Origin of the sequence: Novosphingobium sp. SG720, assembly GCF_012275365.1 — a bacterium.
In the GTDB taxonomy this organism is placed as follows: Bacteria; Pseudomonadota; Alphaproteobacteria; order Sphingomonadales; family Sphingomonadaceae; genus Novosphingobium; species Novosphingobium rhizosphaerae.
This window is the reverse complement of the sequence record NZ_JAAZQN010000001.1, coordinates 1374553-1387332: the sequence shown is the minus strand read 5'-3', so window position 1 is coordinate 1387332 and position 12780 is coordinate 1374553. Positions and strand designations below refer to the sequence as shown.

Genomic DNA, 12780 nt, shown 5'->3' with positions numbered 1-12780 from the left:
CAGCGCGAGCGGAAGTCGTTATTTAAACCGTCGAAATCCGTTCGGGGCGGAGCTTGTCCAATCTCCCCCGCCCGCCGCAGTCAGTCGATCACCGGCTCATACTTGCGCGCGCCGGTCACGGGGTCGTACCACACTTCCACCACCGCACCGGTCTCCACGTCCACTTCGCATTCGCCGGTGCGCTGCCACTGCACGGCGCCTTCGGGCTGGCGCGCGCGGTAGCGGGCTTCGAACAGAGTGGCGAGCGCGATCACGGCGCCCAGGCCGATCAGGCCCCAGCCGTTGCCCGTTGCCAGATGCAACGCCAGGCCGGCAGCACCGACCAGGCCAGCGGTGATCAGCGCGGCAACGCGCGCACCGCCCGTCATGCCACCGAAGGCCCAGGGCGTGCGAGCTTCACGGCAGTGCCATAGGCCACCACTTCGTTCATGGTCTGGCCGATGGAGCCGGAATCGAAGCGCATCATCACCACCGCGTCTGCCCCCATCAGCCGGGCGTTCATCACCAGGCGATCGATCGCGTGGCGGCGGGTGTCTTCCACCAGCGCCGAATATTCCTTGATTTCCCCGCCGATGATCGTGCGCAAGCCCGCCACGATATTGCCGGCAAGCCCGCGGCTGCGCACCACCACGCCGAAAACCTGGCCCAGGCTTTCCACCACATCATGGCCGGCGATGTTTTCGGTGGTCGTCACGATCATGGCACTCTCCCAGCGTTCTTATCGCCTGCAAATTACGCCTGATCCCACGAAAAGCCATGGAATTGTGCGCGCAGATCCTTCTTGGATATCTTGCCCGTGCCGGTATGCGGCAGGCTTTCGACGAACACCACGGCATCGGGCAACCACCACCGCGCCACGCGGGTGGCCAGATAGTCGCACAGTTCCTGCGTGCTTGTGGCCATGCCCGGACGCAGCACCACCACCAGCAGCGGCCGCTCGTCCCACTTGGGATGGGCAATGCCGATGGCGGCGGCTTCGGCCACGGCGGGGTGGCCCACGGCGGCGTTTTCCAGCTCCACCGAACTGATCCATTCGCCGCCCGACTTGATCACGTCCTTGGTGCGGTCGGTGATCTGCAAGGTGCCATCGGGATGCAGGATCGCAACGTCGCCAGTGTCGAACCAGCCATCCGCGTCCACTGCATCGGCCTCCGCCTTGAAATAGCGCTGGATCACCCATGGCCCGCGCACCTGCAGGGCGCCGGCCGTCTGCCCATCGCGCGGCAGCACGTGCGCGGCGTCACCCAGATCCACGCAGCGCATCTCCACGCCGAACGGCGGGCGGCCTTGCTTGGCCTTGAGCGAAACCTGTGCGGCAAAGTCCATGCCGTCCCAGTTCCACGGCTCGCCACCTGCCGTGCCGATGGGCGAGGTTTCGGTCATCCCCCAGGCATGGCTGACGCGCAGGCCCGCGGCCATGAACCGTTCGATCAGCGCGCGCGGCAGGGCCGATCCGCCGCACAGCACGTCTTTCAGCGCTGGGGGAAATGCGCCGCCCGCCGTGGCATCGGCATGCTGCGCCAGGCCCAGCCACACCGTCGGCACACCGGCCATCGCCGTCACCTCGTGGCGCGCCATGAGGTCGCACAACACGGCCGGCTCGGCCACGGCAGACAAGACCAGCTTGGCGCCCACGCTGGCCGAAGCCCAGGGCAAGCCCCAGCAGGCGGCGTGGAACATCGGCACCACCGGCAGGGCCACGCTGCGGCTCTCCATTCCAAACACTTCGGGCTGCAACACGCCCAGTGCGTGCAGCACGGTGGAGCGGTGCGAATAGAGCACGCCCTTTGGATTGCCCGTGGTGCCGCTGGTATAGCTGAGCATACAGGCTTCGCGCTCGTCCCCTTCCGTCCAGTCGGTGGTGTCGCTGCCGATCCAATCGGCAAATGCCGGCGCGGGGGCGCTGCTGTCAAAGCAGACATAGTGTTCGACCGTGGGCCAGCGCGGCTTCATTCGCGCCACCAGCGGGGCGAACACCGCATCGAACAACAACACGCGGTCTTCGGCGTGGTTGACGATGAAATCCAGCTGGTCTTCGAACAGGCGCGGGTTCACGGTGTGCAGGATCGCCCCGGCGCCGGGAATGCCATACCAGGCAGCCAGGTGATGCGCATGGTTCATCGCCAGTGTCGCCACGCGGTCGCCCGGCGTGATTCCCACACGGTGCAAGGTGGCGGCCAGCCGCGCGGCATCGTGGCGCACGCCGGCCCAGGTCGTTTCCGTCTCGCGGCCATCGGCCCAGCGGCTGACGATCGCGCGATGGCCATGCTCGCGCGCGGCATGGTCGATCAGCCGGCCCACGCGCAGCGGCCAGTCCTGCATTCCGCCCAGCATCCTCTTGCCGTCCTTTCCGCCGGGTCGTGGCGCCCGGCCTTATGCTTATGACACCAGTCGCAGGTCGGCCTTGGCGGTCAGCGCCAGGTTGGCCAGCCCCTCGATCGGCATCAGCCGCTCGATCAGGTCGCTGTCGAGCTTGAAATTGCGGCCCAGGCGCACGCGCGGCTGGGCGCCGGTGGCGGTGCGCAGGCGGGCGATCACTTCGCCCTTGGCATCGGGCTCGCGCGGCAGCAGCAGCGCGAGTTCGCGCATGGCATCCTCGCGCAGCACGTCGAGCGTCAGGTGCATGCGCGCTGCGCTGGTCACGCTCGCCAGCGGCCTTGCCCCGCGCACGGTCACGCGCGGCGGCTCGTCCGGGTTGGGCCGGTCGAGTTCGACATTGAGCAGCACGCAGGTGCCCTCGCGCGCCCAGGTGACGAAATCATCGACCAGGGTTTCTTCAAAGCACGAGGCGGTGAACAACCCGCTGCTGTCGGAAAAGTCGGCCATGACAAAGTCCTTGCCGCGCTTGGTCTTGCGCTTCTGGACGTTTTCCACCAGCGCCGCCATCACTGCGGCCGATCGCGCAGCCCCGCCACTCCCACCATTGGCGCCATCGCCCGATCCTGCCATCAGGCTGCCATAGGTGCGCGCGCCATTGGCGCTGGCCACGGCGCGATATTCCTCCACCGGATGGGCGGCGAAATAGAAGCCGAAGTTCTCGCGCTCCGCCGCCATCTGGTCGGCACGGCTCCACGGCTTGGTTTCGGCAAGGCGCGTGGCGGGCTGGTCGTGCCCGTCGCCGCCGAACAGGCCGCCCTGGCCCGAGGTGCGGCTGCGCACGGCCTCGTCGGCCACGGCCATCAGCAATTCGGCGTTGGCGATGATGCGGGCGCGGTTCGGTTCCAGCCCGTCGAGCGCGCCGGCCGCGGCCAGGGCTTCCAGCTGGCGCCGGTTCATCGATCCGGCGGGAATGCGCTTGAACAGATCGTCCAGCGTGGCGAACGGGCCATTGGCCTCCCGCTCGGCCACGATGGCGTCCATCGCCTTTTCACCCACGTTGCGCAGGCCCGCCAGGGCATAGCGCACGGCATGGCCATCGGCGGTGCGCTCAACGGTGAATTCGGCTTCGGAATGGTTGATGTCCGGCCCGGCCAGGGCCACGCCGTTGCGCCGCATGTCATCCACGAAGATGTTGAGCTTTTCCGATTGGTGCATGTCGAAGCACATCGAAGCGGCGTAGAATTCATGCGGATAGTGCGCCTTGAACCAGGCGGTGTGGTAGGCGAGCAGGGCATAGGCGGCCGCGTGGCTCTTGTTGAAGCCATAGCCGGCGAACTTGTCGATCAAGTCGAACAGTTCGTTGGCCTTGCCCGCCTCGATCTGCGACACTTCCTTGCAACCCGCCACGAAGCGGGTGCGCTGCTGGTCCATTTCCGCCTGGATCTTCTTGCCCATGGCGCGGCGCAACAAGTCTGCGTCCCCCAGCGAGTACCCCGCCAGGATCTGCGCCGCCTGCATCACCTGTTCCTGGTAGACGAAGATGCCATAGGTCTCGGCCAGAATGCCTGAGAGCTTTTCATGGGGGTATTCAATGGCTTCCAACCCGTTCTTGCGGCGCCCGAACAAGGGGATGTTGTCCATCGGGCCGGGGCGATAGAGCGAAACGAGCGCGATGATGTCGCCAAAGTTGGTGGGCTTCACCGCCGCCAGGGTGCGCCGCATGCCTTCGGATTCCAGCTGGAACACGCCGACCGTGTCGCCCACCTGGAGCAGGCGGTAGACGTCCTTGTCGTCCAGTTGCAGCAGCGAAAGATCGATGGAGATCTGCCGCTTGGCGAGCAGGTCCACCGCCTTGCGCAGCACCGACAGGGTCTTGAGGCCAAGGAAGTCGAACTTGACGAGGCCGGCATCCTCGACATGCTTCATGTCGAACTGCGTCACCGGCATGTCGGACCGGGGATCGCGATAGAGCGGCACGAGTTGGGCGAGCGGCCGGTCTCCGATCACCACGCCGGCGGCATGGGTGGAACTGTTGCGCGGCAGGCCTTCCAATTGGCGCGCCAGGTCGATCAGGCGCTTGACCTCGGGATCGCGGTCATACTCGCGCTTCAATTCCGCCACGCCGTTGAGCGCGCGCTCCAGCGTCCACGGGTCGGTGGGATGATTGGGCACCATCTTGCACAGCCGGTCGGTCTGGCCATAGCTCATCTGCAGGATGCGCCCGGTGTCGCGCAGCACGGCGCGCGCTTTGAGCTTACCGAAGGTGATGATCTGCGCCACGTGATCGGCACCATATTTGGCCTGGACATAGCGAATCACTTCGCCGCGCCGCGTTTCGCAGAAGTCGATGTCGAAGTCTGGCATCGAAACGCGTTCCGGGTTGAGGAAGCGTTCGAACAGCAAGCCCAGCTTGATCGGATCGAGGTCGGTAATGGTCAGCGCCCAGGCGACCAGCGAGCCGGCGCCCGAACCACGCCCCGGCCCCACCGGAATGTCGTGGTCCTTGGCCCACTTGATGAAGTCGGCCACGATCAGGAAGTAACCGCCAAAGCCCATGCGGTTGATGATCGCGATCTCGAATTCCAGGCGCTGGCGGTATTCCAGCACTTCGTCCCAGGCGCCCGCCGCCACCAGTTCGGGATGGTCGGCCGCCTGCGGCGTTTCCTCCGGCTCAAGACACAGCACTTGCGCCAGTTCGCCGTGGCAGCTTTCGGGGTAATAGGGCCGCATCCGTGCGACCAGGCCCAGGCGGCTGTCGCGCGCGCAGGCCAGCGCCTCGCCCTTCTGGTCACCGGCCAGGCTGGGCAGGATCGGCTTGCGCTTGGGCGGAATGCACGCGGTGCGCTGCGCCACCACCAGGGTGTTGGCCAGTGCCTCGGGCAGGTCGGCGAACAGCTCCTGCATCGCCTCGACCGGCTTGATCCACCAGTGCTTGGATGATCGCGGCCGATCGGGGCTGTCCACATGGGTGGAACTGGCGATGCACAGCATGGCATCGTGCGCGTCATAGAAACCGGCGTCGGCAAAGCACGCCGGATTCGTGGCCACGAGCGGCAGATCGTGGGCATAGGCCATCGCGATCAGCGCCTCTTCGGCCGCTTCCTCCGCCGCCTCGTTGCGCCGCACCACTTCAAGATAGAGCGAGCCCGGGAAGAGCGTCTTGAGCTTTTCGAGATAGCTGTCCGCCGCAGTTTGCTGTCCGCCTGCCAGAAGCCGTACCAGCGCGCCTTCCCCCGCCGCCGTCAGGCAGATCAGGCTGTCGGTATGGCCTTCCAGATCAGACAGCAGCACATGCGGCGCATGTTCCAGCGGACGATCGAGGTGCGCCCGGCTGACGAGGTGGCACAAGTTGTCATAGCCTTGCGCGTCCTGGGCATAGAGCGCCAGCCAATCGATGGTGGGCGCCTGCGGGCCAAAGCCGGGCGCCGAAGCGCCGCCGCGCTCGGGCCGGGCAACGGCCAGCATCGTGCCGATGACCGGCTGCACCCCGCCGTCCTTGCACGCCTTGGCAAAGGCGGCGCTGCCGTAAAGGCCATTGCGATCGGTGATGGCAATGGCCGGAAAGCCGCGTTTTTCCGCTGTCTTGGCAATGGCCTTGGGGTCGATCGCCCCATCCAGCATGGTGTACGACGAAAAGACGCGCAGCGGGACAAAGGGTGCAAAGGCCATGACTGGAAGATAGCACGCCCTTTGCACCTTTTTGAGAGGGGGCGCGCCCTCATCAACAGATTACGCGCCTTGCGCCGCCACCCACGCGTCGACCCGTTCGGCCAGGACGGAGAGCGGCACCGAGCCGGCGCTCACCACCAGGTCGTTGAACCGGCGCAAGTCGAACCTGGCGCCGAGCGCGCCTTGTGCCTTTTCGCGCAGGGCCACGATCTGCAGCATGCCCACCTTGTAGCCCGTCGCCTGGCCGGGCAGCGTGATATAGCGGCGCACTTCCGACCGGGCCTGCTGCGCCGGCAAGTGCGCGGTATCGATCAGGTATTGCACCGCCTGGTCTTCCGACCAGCCCTTGGCGTGGATGCCGGTATCCACCACCAGGCGCGCGGCGCGGAACAGTTCGGCGTCCAGCCGCTCCAGATCGGCCGCGGCATCGGGAAACGCGCCCATCTCGCTGCACAGCCGCTCGGCATAAAGCGCCCAGCCTTCGTTGAAAGCGACATAGGTATAGGCCTTGCGGAACTGCGGCGTGCCGGTCTGGCGCACCTGGATATCGCCCTGCATCAGGTGGCCGGGAATGCCTTCGTGGCACATCAGCGTGTACAGCGTGGCGTCGGGGTCTTTCTCGCCCAGCATGTGCAGCCACACCCGGCCCGGTCGCTTGCCATCGGCGCTGGCATAGGCGGCATGGGCCGCGCCGCCGGCCACTTCGCTGAACGCGGGCTCACGCACCACTTCGGTGCCATAGGCGGGCAGCGCGGTGAACAGCTTGGGCAGCAGCGCGCGGTTGGCATTGACGATGGCGTTGGACTTGGCCAGGCGCGCGGCGCGCAATTCGTCGGTCCACGGGCGCGGCGGGTCCTTCGCCACCAGATCGGCCCGGAGCGCGGCCGCATCGGCAAAGCCGGCCTTGCGGGCCAGGGCATCTTCGGCCGCGTTGATACGGGTCACTTCGGCAAGGCCGGTCTGGTGGATCTGCTCTGGCGTCAGCGCGGTCGTGGTGTTGAGGCGTAGCGCGGCGGCGTACCAATCCGCCCCGCCCGGCAGCGTGCCGGCGCCCACCACGCCGGATTTGGCGTTCGGCAAGCTGGCCTGCGCCCAGGCAATCACACGCTGATAGGCGGGCTTGAGCGCCACGATCGCCTCACGCGCCTGCGCGGTGAGCGCGGTGGCCTGGTCGGCTGAAATCGCCTTGGCCGTTACCAGCTTGGCAATCTTGGCCTGGGCATCGGCCCAGAGCGGCGACGGCGCGCCATCATCGAACGGCGCCCCGGTGATCAGCCCCTGGCTACCCGAAATCACCCGCTCCAGCTGAAACCGCGGCGGCAGCACGCCGATCGCGGCCGATTGCGTGCTTTGGGCAATGGCGGTGTTCAGCATCGCGGGCGTGGCTTTTACCCGCGCGATATAGGCGGCCATGTCGGCCGCATCCTGCACCAGGTGGGTGTTGATCAGGAAGTTCGGCACTTCGGCATGGGCCGAATAAAGAAACGAATAGAACGGCGGCTGATAGCGGCGAAAGCGGTATTGCAGTTCGGCCCGCTCCAGTTCCAGCGCCCAGATATCGTAGTTGATACGCCCTTCGGCCGACAGCCGATCGCGCATGAATGCGGCTTTCATCCGCGCCACGCTGCCCCGGCGCCATTCCAGGCGGCGCAAGATGCCGGCGTCGCTGTTGTCGTCCAGCCGGTCCATGCCTTCCTTGCGGCCCAGGCGCGTGGCAAGCTGCGGGCGCAATGCCAGTTCCGCGTCAAACTCCTTGTCGAGGAAGGCTGCCAGCCGCGTGTCTTGCACCGCTGCGTCAGCGGGTGCCGCCGCTGACGCAGCTTTGGCCATGGCCGGCGCCGCAGGAAGACAGAGAGCCATAGCGGTTGCGGCCAGCATGGCGTGGAATGGCTTGGTCATGATTGCCCCCTGATCTTTGCTTGCCGGGGGTTTTGGCAAAAAGTCCAGTTGCTTACAACCGAAACCAACAGAACCTAAAGCAGCGCGACGATATCCGCCTCAAGCGATTCCGGCCGGTCCGATGGGGCATAGCGCCGCACGACACGGCCCTGGCGGTCGATCAGGAACTTGGTGAAGTTCCACTTGATCGCCTTGGTGCCCAGAACGCCGGGTGCCTCGGCCTTGAGCCAGTCGAAAAGGGGTTCGGCATGGTCGCCGTTCACGTCCACCTTGGCCATCAGGGGGAAACTCAGGCCGAAGTTGACCTTGCAGAAGCTTTCGATTTCTTCCGCGCTGCCCGGTTCCTGGGCGCCGAACTGGTTGCAGGGAAAGGCAAGAATTTCAAAACCGGCATCGCGGTGCTTGCGCCAAAGCGCTTCCAGCCCTTCGTACTGCGGGGTGAAACCGCATTTGGACGCGGTGTTCACCACCAGCACGACTTTGCCCAACCGGTCGGCCAAACTGATACGCTCGCCATTGGGCAGACGCGCATCGAAATCGGCAATTGTCTGCGGGCTTGTATCCGTCGCTGTCATGGCATTGCTCCGGGCCGGTCCACGGCCATCCGTATTGTCACGTAATGACACCCGAAATCAATGCTAGCAGGCTGCTGCCGTCAGAGCGGGAAATCAGCCCGCTTGAACAATTGCAGCGCTTCGGCCGGGCCATAATGGCGATCGCCGGACTTTTCGATGATCAGTTCGGCGCGGTCCGCTTCGGGCATGCGGCCCATCAGGCGGACCATTTCGGCAAAGGTTCCCGAATGTAGCACGCCAAAGGCATGCAGGACGCTGCCGGCGGCTTCACGAGTGACGATCGTGGCATGATCGTTCCAGAAGTCGTGTGCGCCATCGCGGGATTCGGCACGGATCGTGGTATTCATCTGATAAAACCCTCCTTGGGTCCCCGACAAACGCATATGGCCCTTGTCGGTTTCCGCAGGAAAGCAAGACGCATCTGAACCGGAGCTTATTCCAGCACACCTTCGTGCAACCGCATCACCCGGTCCATGCGAAAGGCGAGGCGTTCGTTGTGCGTGGCCACCAGCGCGGCGCTGCCTTCACCGCGCACCAGCTTGAGGAACTCGTCCAGCACGCGATCGGCCGTGGCTTCATCCAGGTTGCCGGTCGGCTCATCGGCGAGAACCAGCGCGGGGCGATTGGCCAGCGCGCGCGCCACGGCCACCCGCTGCTGCTCTCCGCCCGAAAGCTGGCTCGGCCGGTGATCCAGGCGATGGCCCAGCCCCAGCGCAGTGAGCAGTTCGGTTGCCCGCTCGCGCGCGGCGCGCTCGCCCTTGCCCGACACCAGCTGCGGCAGGATCACGTTTTCGGTGGCGTTGAAATCGGGCAGCAGGTGGTGGAACTGATAGACGAAGCCCAGGTGATCGCGCCGCAGCACGGTGCGCGCGTCGCCATTGAGCGCGGCGGCATCGGTGCCGGCAATCTCGATCATGCCTTCAAACCCGCCTTCGAGCAGGCCCACAGCCTGGAGCATGGTGGACTTGCCCGATCCCGATGGCCCGAGCAGGGCCACGATCTCGCCAGGCCGGATATCGAGGTTGACGCCGCGCAGCACGTCGATGCGCACCCCGCCCTGCTCAAAACTGCGGCGCAAGTTGCGCAAACGGACGACCGGTTCGTTCATGGCGGGCTCACTCATAGCGCAAGACCTGCACAGGATCGGTGCTCGCCGCCTTGAGCGCGGGATAGAGCGTGGCCAGGAAGCTGAGCACCAGGGCCATCAGCGCGATCACGATGATTTCCACCGGATCGCTGCGGCTGGGCAGTTCGGTGAGGAAGCGGATCGAAGGGTCCCACAGGTTCTGCCCGGTAACGATTTCCACCAAATGCACGATCGGCTGGCGGAAATAGAGGAACACGAAGCCCAGCAGCAATCCCACCGCCGTGCCCAGCGCGCCGATGACAAAGCCGATGGCCATGAAGATTTTCAGCAGGCTGCGGCGCGAGGCCCCCATCGTGCGCAGGATCGCGATATCGCGCGTCTTGGCGCGCACCAGCATGATCAGCGACGAAAGGATATTGAACACCGCCACCAGCACGATGATCGACAGCACCACGAACATCGCCACGCGTTCCACCGCCAGGGCTTCGAACAGGCTGGCGTTGAGCGTCTTCCAGTCGGTGATCTGCGCGCGGCCCTCCAGCTGCTTTTTCAGCGGGCCCAGCGTGGTCATCACCGTATCGGGATTGGTCGTGGTGATTTCGATCATGCCGATCGAATCGCCGGTGAGCAAAAGCGTCTGCGCGTCGGGAATGGGCATGACGACGAAGGCGTTGTCATAGTCATAGACGCCGATCTCAAAGATCGCGGCGACGCGATAGCCCACCTGACGCGGCACCGTACCGAACGGGGTGGAGCGCCCGGCCGGGTTGATGATCGTGATCGTATCGCCCAGTTGCGCGCCCAGGCTTTCTGCCAGCCGCGAACCGATCGCCACGTTGTTGCTGCCCGGCTGCAAGGCCGCCAGGCTGCCAGCCTTGAGCTTGTCGCCCAGGCGGTTGATGTCCTTGGGCGTGTTGCCGCGCACCAGGATCGCTTCCACCCGGCCGTTGAAGCTGGCCAGCAGCGGCTGCTCGATCAGCGGCGATGCGCGGGTGACGCCAGGGGTCTTTTCCAGCTTGGCCAGGATTTCCTGCCAGTCATCCAGCCGGCCGCCATAGGCCTGCACCACGGCATGGCCGTTGAGGCCCACGATCTTGTCGAGCAGTTCGGCGCGAAAGCCGTTCATTACGCTCATGACAATGACCAGCGCAGCCACGCCCAGCATCACCGCGACCAGGCTGATCCCGGCGACCATGGCAATGAACGCTTCCCCGCGTCCCGGCAGCATGTAACGCTTGGCGATGGTCCATTCGAATGGCGAGAGGATCAAAGGCGGCACACTTTCGCGCTGGAACGGGACGGGCAATGGCGAACGAATTGTCGCGCGACGCTTTAGGACGGCGGGCGCGGCAGGGCAAGACGCCCCTGCCCAATCGCGCGCGGCCGGTTCGGTTCCCGCTCGATCGCGGGTTGTCGCAAGCCCGTCAGGCCGCCACGCGCAGGCGGGCGCGGCCCTCGGCCTTGGCGCGATACAGCGCGCTGTCGGCTGCCGCCAGGGCGGCATCGGGATGGGCGCCCAGCGCCGCGATGCCGGCGCTTATGGTGATTTTCACCTGGCCCTGCGGCGTGTCCACCGCCAGGGCGTTGACCGCCTTGGCCAGGCGCTGGCACACTTTTTCGGCATGGACCAGTTCGGTATCGGGCAGCAGGACGGCGAATTCCTCGCCGCCGATGCGCGCCACGAAATCGGTGGAGCGCACCGCCGCCACGGCCGTTTCGGCAAAGGCGCGCAGCACCCGGTCACCCACCGCATGGCCATGGCGATCGTTGACCAGCTTGAAATAGTCGATGTCGATCACCGCCAGGGCCGATGGCACGCCGCTTGCGCCCACCCGCTCTGCCGTTTCGAAAAAGGCACGGCGGTTGGGAATGCCCGTAAGGGGATCGGTCAGCGCGGCGCGCGAAAGGTCTTCCTCGATGCGCTTGCGCTGGGCAATGTCGCGCGTGACGCAAACCAGGCCATCGACATCGCCGGTTTCGTTGGTCACCGCGCGGAAATGGGTTTCGAACCACCGGCTCGGTCCGCCCAGCGGCAGGCTGAGATATTCCACAGCCACCGGTTCACCAGGGCTGGCCACGGCCGCGTTCCATGCTGCGGCAACAGCGGCGCGATGTTCTTCCACCACGATCTGGCGGAAATCCACGCCGGAAAGCTGTTCGGGCGCATGGCCGGTCAACTGGGTGATCGCCGGCGAAGCGTAGCGGATCGTGCCGCTGCGGGCCATGTGGATGATCACGTCGCTGACATGGTCGGAAAGCAGGCGATAGCGGGCCTCGCTATGCGCCAGATCGCGCATCCGGCGGCGGCGGCGCTCCTGCTCGGCCACGATCGGCAGCACGCACAGCACGGTGACGCCAAGATAGACCTGGAAGAACTGCAAGCGGCCGGCCAGCACGTTGAGATCGGTGGGCGATGGTTGCATGTCGGCAATCGGGCCGTGGCCGTAAAGCGTGAGCAGCCCGCCCAAGGTCGCCAGGATCATCGGCAGCATCAGGGCAACGAAAGCGTTGGCCCATATCCCGCCGAACACCACCAGCAGCAAGGGAAACAGGAGTAGCGGGCGCGCGGTCTGCATGAACACCGCCAGCGTCAGCACGGCCATGGTCCCGGCCAGCAGCATGGCCCGCGTGCCTGCGCCCTGGGGCAGCAATGGCTCGCGCGTTTGCCACGCCATGCACACCAGGCTGCCGCAGGGCAGGAAAATCAGCAGGCCCAGCGAATGGCCGATCAGCCAATCGACGAAATTGACCCGCATCGGCAAGCCCGCCACCAGCGAGAGCGTGATGGCCGAAACCGCCGCGCCCAGCAGAGGCACCGCCAGGCCAATGCCCAGGCTATAGCCGGCCATCCATTCGGCGGTATCGTCGGGCCAATGCGACCGGGTGATGCGGCGCAGGATTGCGGCCGCTGCCACGCCTTCGAACAGGTTCGCCGCGGTCAGGAACGGCGCAGCCCGCCAGCCCAGCCCGAACAGGCTGGTCAACATGAGCCCGGCCACTGCGCATGCCAGGATCGTGGCGGGCCAACACCGCACCGGCAGGGCATGAAGCCGCGCCGCGAGAATCGCATTGGCCAGCCACACCATGGCCACACCGCCGCTCAGCCGGCTGTAGTGCACGGCAACGAAGGCGCTGATGAAAAAGGCAAGTCCCGTCACGATGGCGGCGCGCAGCGAAGCTGCCGGGGTTATGGCCATGCGTGGCCGGGGGGGAACCGTCGTTTGCATGGCG

At 65.9% G+C, this 12780-nt stretch carries 10 protein-coding genes; all 10 read right to left on the bottom strand.

Annotated elements, in window-relative coordinates; translation table 11 throughout:
• Positions 1 to 80: 80 nt before the first annotated feature.
• Positions 81 to 368, bottom strand: a complete 288-nt coding sequence (locus tag FHW94_RS06265; RefSeq protein ID WP_168554829.1) for a hypothetical protein — start codon at positions 366 to 368, stop codon at positions 81 to 83.
• On the bottom strand, positions 365 to 700 hold the full coding sequence (locus tag FHW94_RS06260; protein ID WP_168554828.1) for a YbjQ family protein: 336 nt from the start codon (positions 698 to 700) through the stop codon (positions 365 to 367). The genes FHW94_RS06265 and FHW94_RS06260 overlap by 4 nt, the downstream gene beginning before the upstream one ends.
• Positions 701 to 732: 32 nt before the next feature.
• Positions 733 to 2334, bottom strand: a complete 1602-nt coding sequence (locus FHW94_RS06255) for a long-chain fatty acid--CoA ligase (protein ID WP_168554827.1) — start codon at positions 2332 to 2334, stop codon at positions 733 to 735.
• A 45-nt stretch (positions 2335 to 2379) separates the two neighbouring features.
• Entirely contained in the window at positions 2380 to 5988 is a 3609-nt protein-coding gene (dnaE, locus tag FHW94_RS06250; RefSeq protein ID WP_168554826.1) for a DNA polymerase III subunit alpha, read from the bottom strand.
• A gap of 60 nt (positions 5989 to 6048) precedes the next feature.
• The gene (locus FHW94_RS06245; protein WP_168554825.1) at positions 6049 to 7887 is read right to left on the bottom strand and encodes a DUF885 domain-containing protein; all 1839 of its coding nucleotides are present in this window, start codon (positions 7885 to 7887) and stop codon (positions 6049 to 6051) included.
• A 74-nt stretch (positions 7888 to 7961) separates the two neighbouring features.
• Positions 7962 to 8462, bottom strand: a complete 501-nt coding sequence (locus FHW94_RS06240; protein ID WP_168554824.1) for a glutathione peroxidase — start codon at positions 8460 to 8462, stop codon at positions 7962 to 7964.
• A gap of 80 nt (positions 8463 to 8542) precedes the next feature.
• Positions 8543 to 8809, bottom strand: a complete 267-nt coding sequence (locus FHW94_RS06235; RefSeq protein ID WP_168554823.1) for a hypothetical protein — start codon at positions 8807 to 8809, stop codon at positions 8543 to 8545.
• Between the two features lie 86 nt (positions 8810 to 8895).
• The gene (locus FHW94_RS06230) at positions 8896 to 9570 is read right to left on the bottom strand and encodes an ABC transporter ATP-binding protein (protein WP_168554822.1); all 675 of its coding nucleotides are present in this window, start codon (positions 9568 to 9570) and stop codon (positions 8896 to 8898) included.
• Between the two features lie 7 nt (positions 9571 to 9577).
• Complete coding sequence (locus FHW94_RS06225) at positions 9578 to 10819, bottom strand: lipoprotein-releasing ABC transporter permease subunit (protein WP_168554821.1); 1242 nt, start codon at positions 10817 to 10819, stop codon at positions 9578 to 9580.
• Between the two features lie 154 nt (positions 10820 to 10973).
• The gene (locus tag FHW94_RS06220) at positions 10974 to 12746 is read right to left on the bottom strand and encodes a sensor domain-containing diguanylate cyclase (protein ID WP_168554820.1); all 1773 of its coding nucleotides are present in this window, start codon (positions 12744 to 12746) and stop codon (positions 10974 to 10976) included.
• Positions 12747 to 12780: the final 34 nt, after the last annotated feature.

What these genes read in the sequence shown, in the direction of transcription:
- FHW94_RS06235 (WP_168554823.1), bottom strand. Translation starts at nt 8,809, where the DNA reads ATGAATACCACGATCCGTGCCGAATCCCGCGATGGCGCACACGACTTC.
- FHW94_RS06255 (WP_168554827.1), bottom strand. Translation starts at nt 2,334, where the DNA reads ATGCTGGGCGGAATGCAGGACTGGCCGCTGCGCGTGGGCCGGCTGATC.
- FHW94_RS06220 (WP_168554820.1), bottom strand. Translation starts at nt 12,746, where the DNA reads ATGGCCATAACCCCGGCAGCTTCGCTGCGCGCCGCCATCGTGACGGGA.
- dnaE (WP_168554826.1), bottom strand. Translation starts at nt 5,988, where the DNA reads ATGGCCTTTGCACCCTTTGTCCCGCTGCGCGTCTTTTCGTCGTACACC.
- FHW94_RS06260 (WP_168554828.1), bottom strand. Translation starts at nt 700, where the DNA reads ATGATCGTGACGACCACCGAAAACATCGCCGGCCATGATGTGGTGGAA.
- FHW94_RS06265 (WP_168554829.1), bottom strand. Translation starts at nt 368, where the DNA reads ATGACGGGCGGTGCGCGCGTTGCCGCGCTGATCACCGCTGGCCTGGTC.
- FHW94_RS06245 (WP_168554825.1), bottom strand. Translation starts at nt 7,887, where the DNA reads ATGACCAAGCCATTCCACGCCATGCTGGCCGCAACCGCTATGGCTCTC.
- FHW94_RS06230 (WP_168554822.1), bottom strand. Translation starts at nt 9,570, where the DNA reads ATGAACGAACCGGTCGTCCGTTTGCGCAACTTGCGCCGCAGTTTTGAG.
- FHW94_RS06240 (WP_168554824.1), bottom strand. Translation starts at nt 8,462, where the DNA reads ATGACAGCGACGGATACAAGCCCGCAGACAATTGCCGATTTCGATGCG.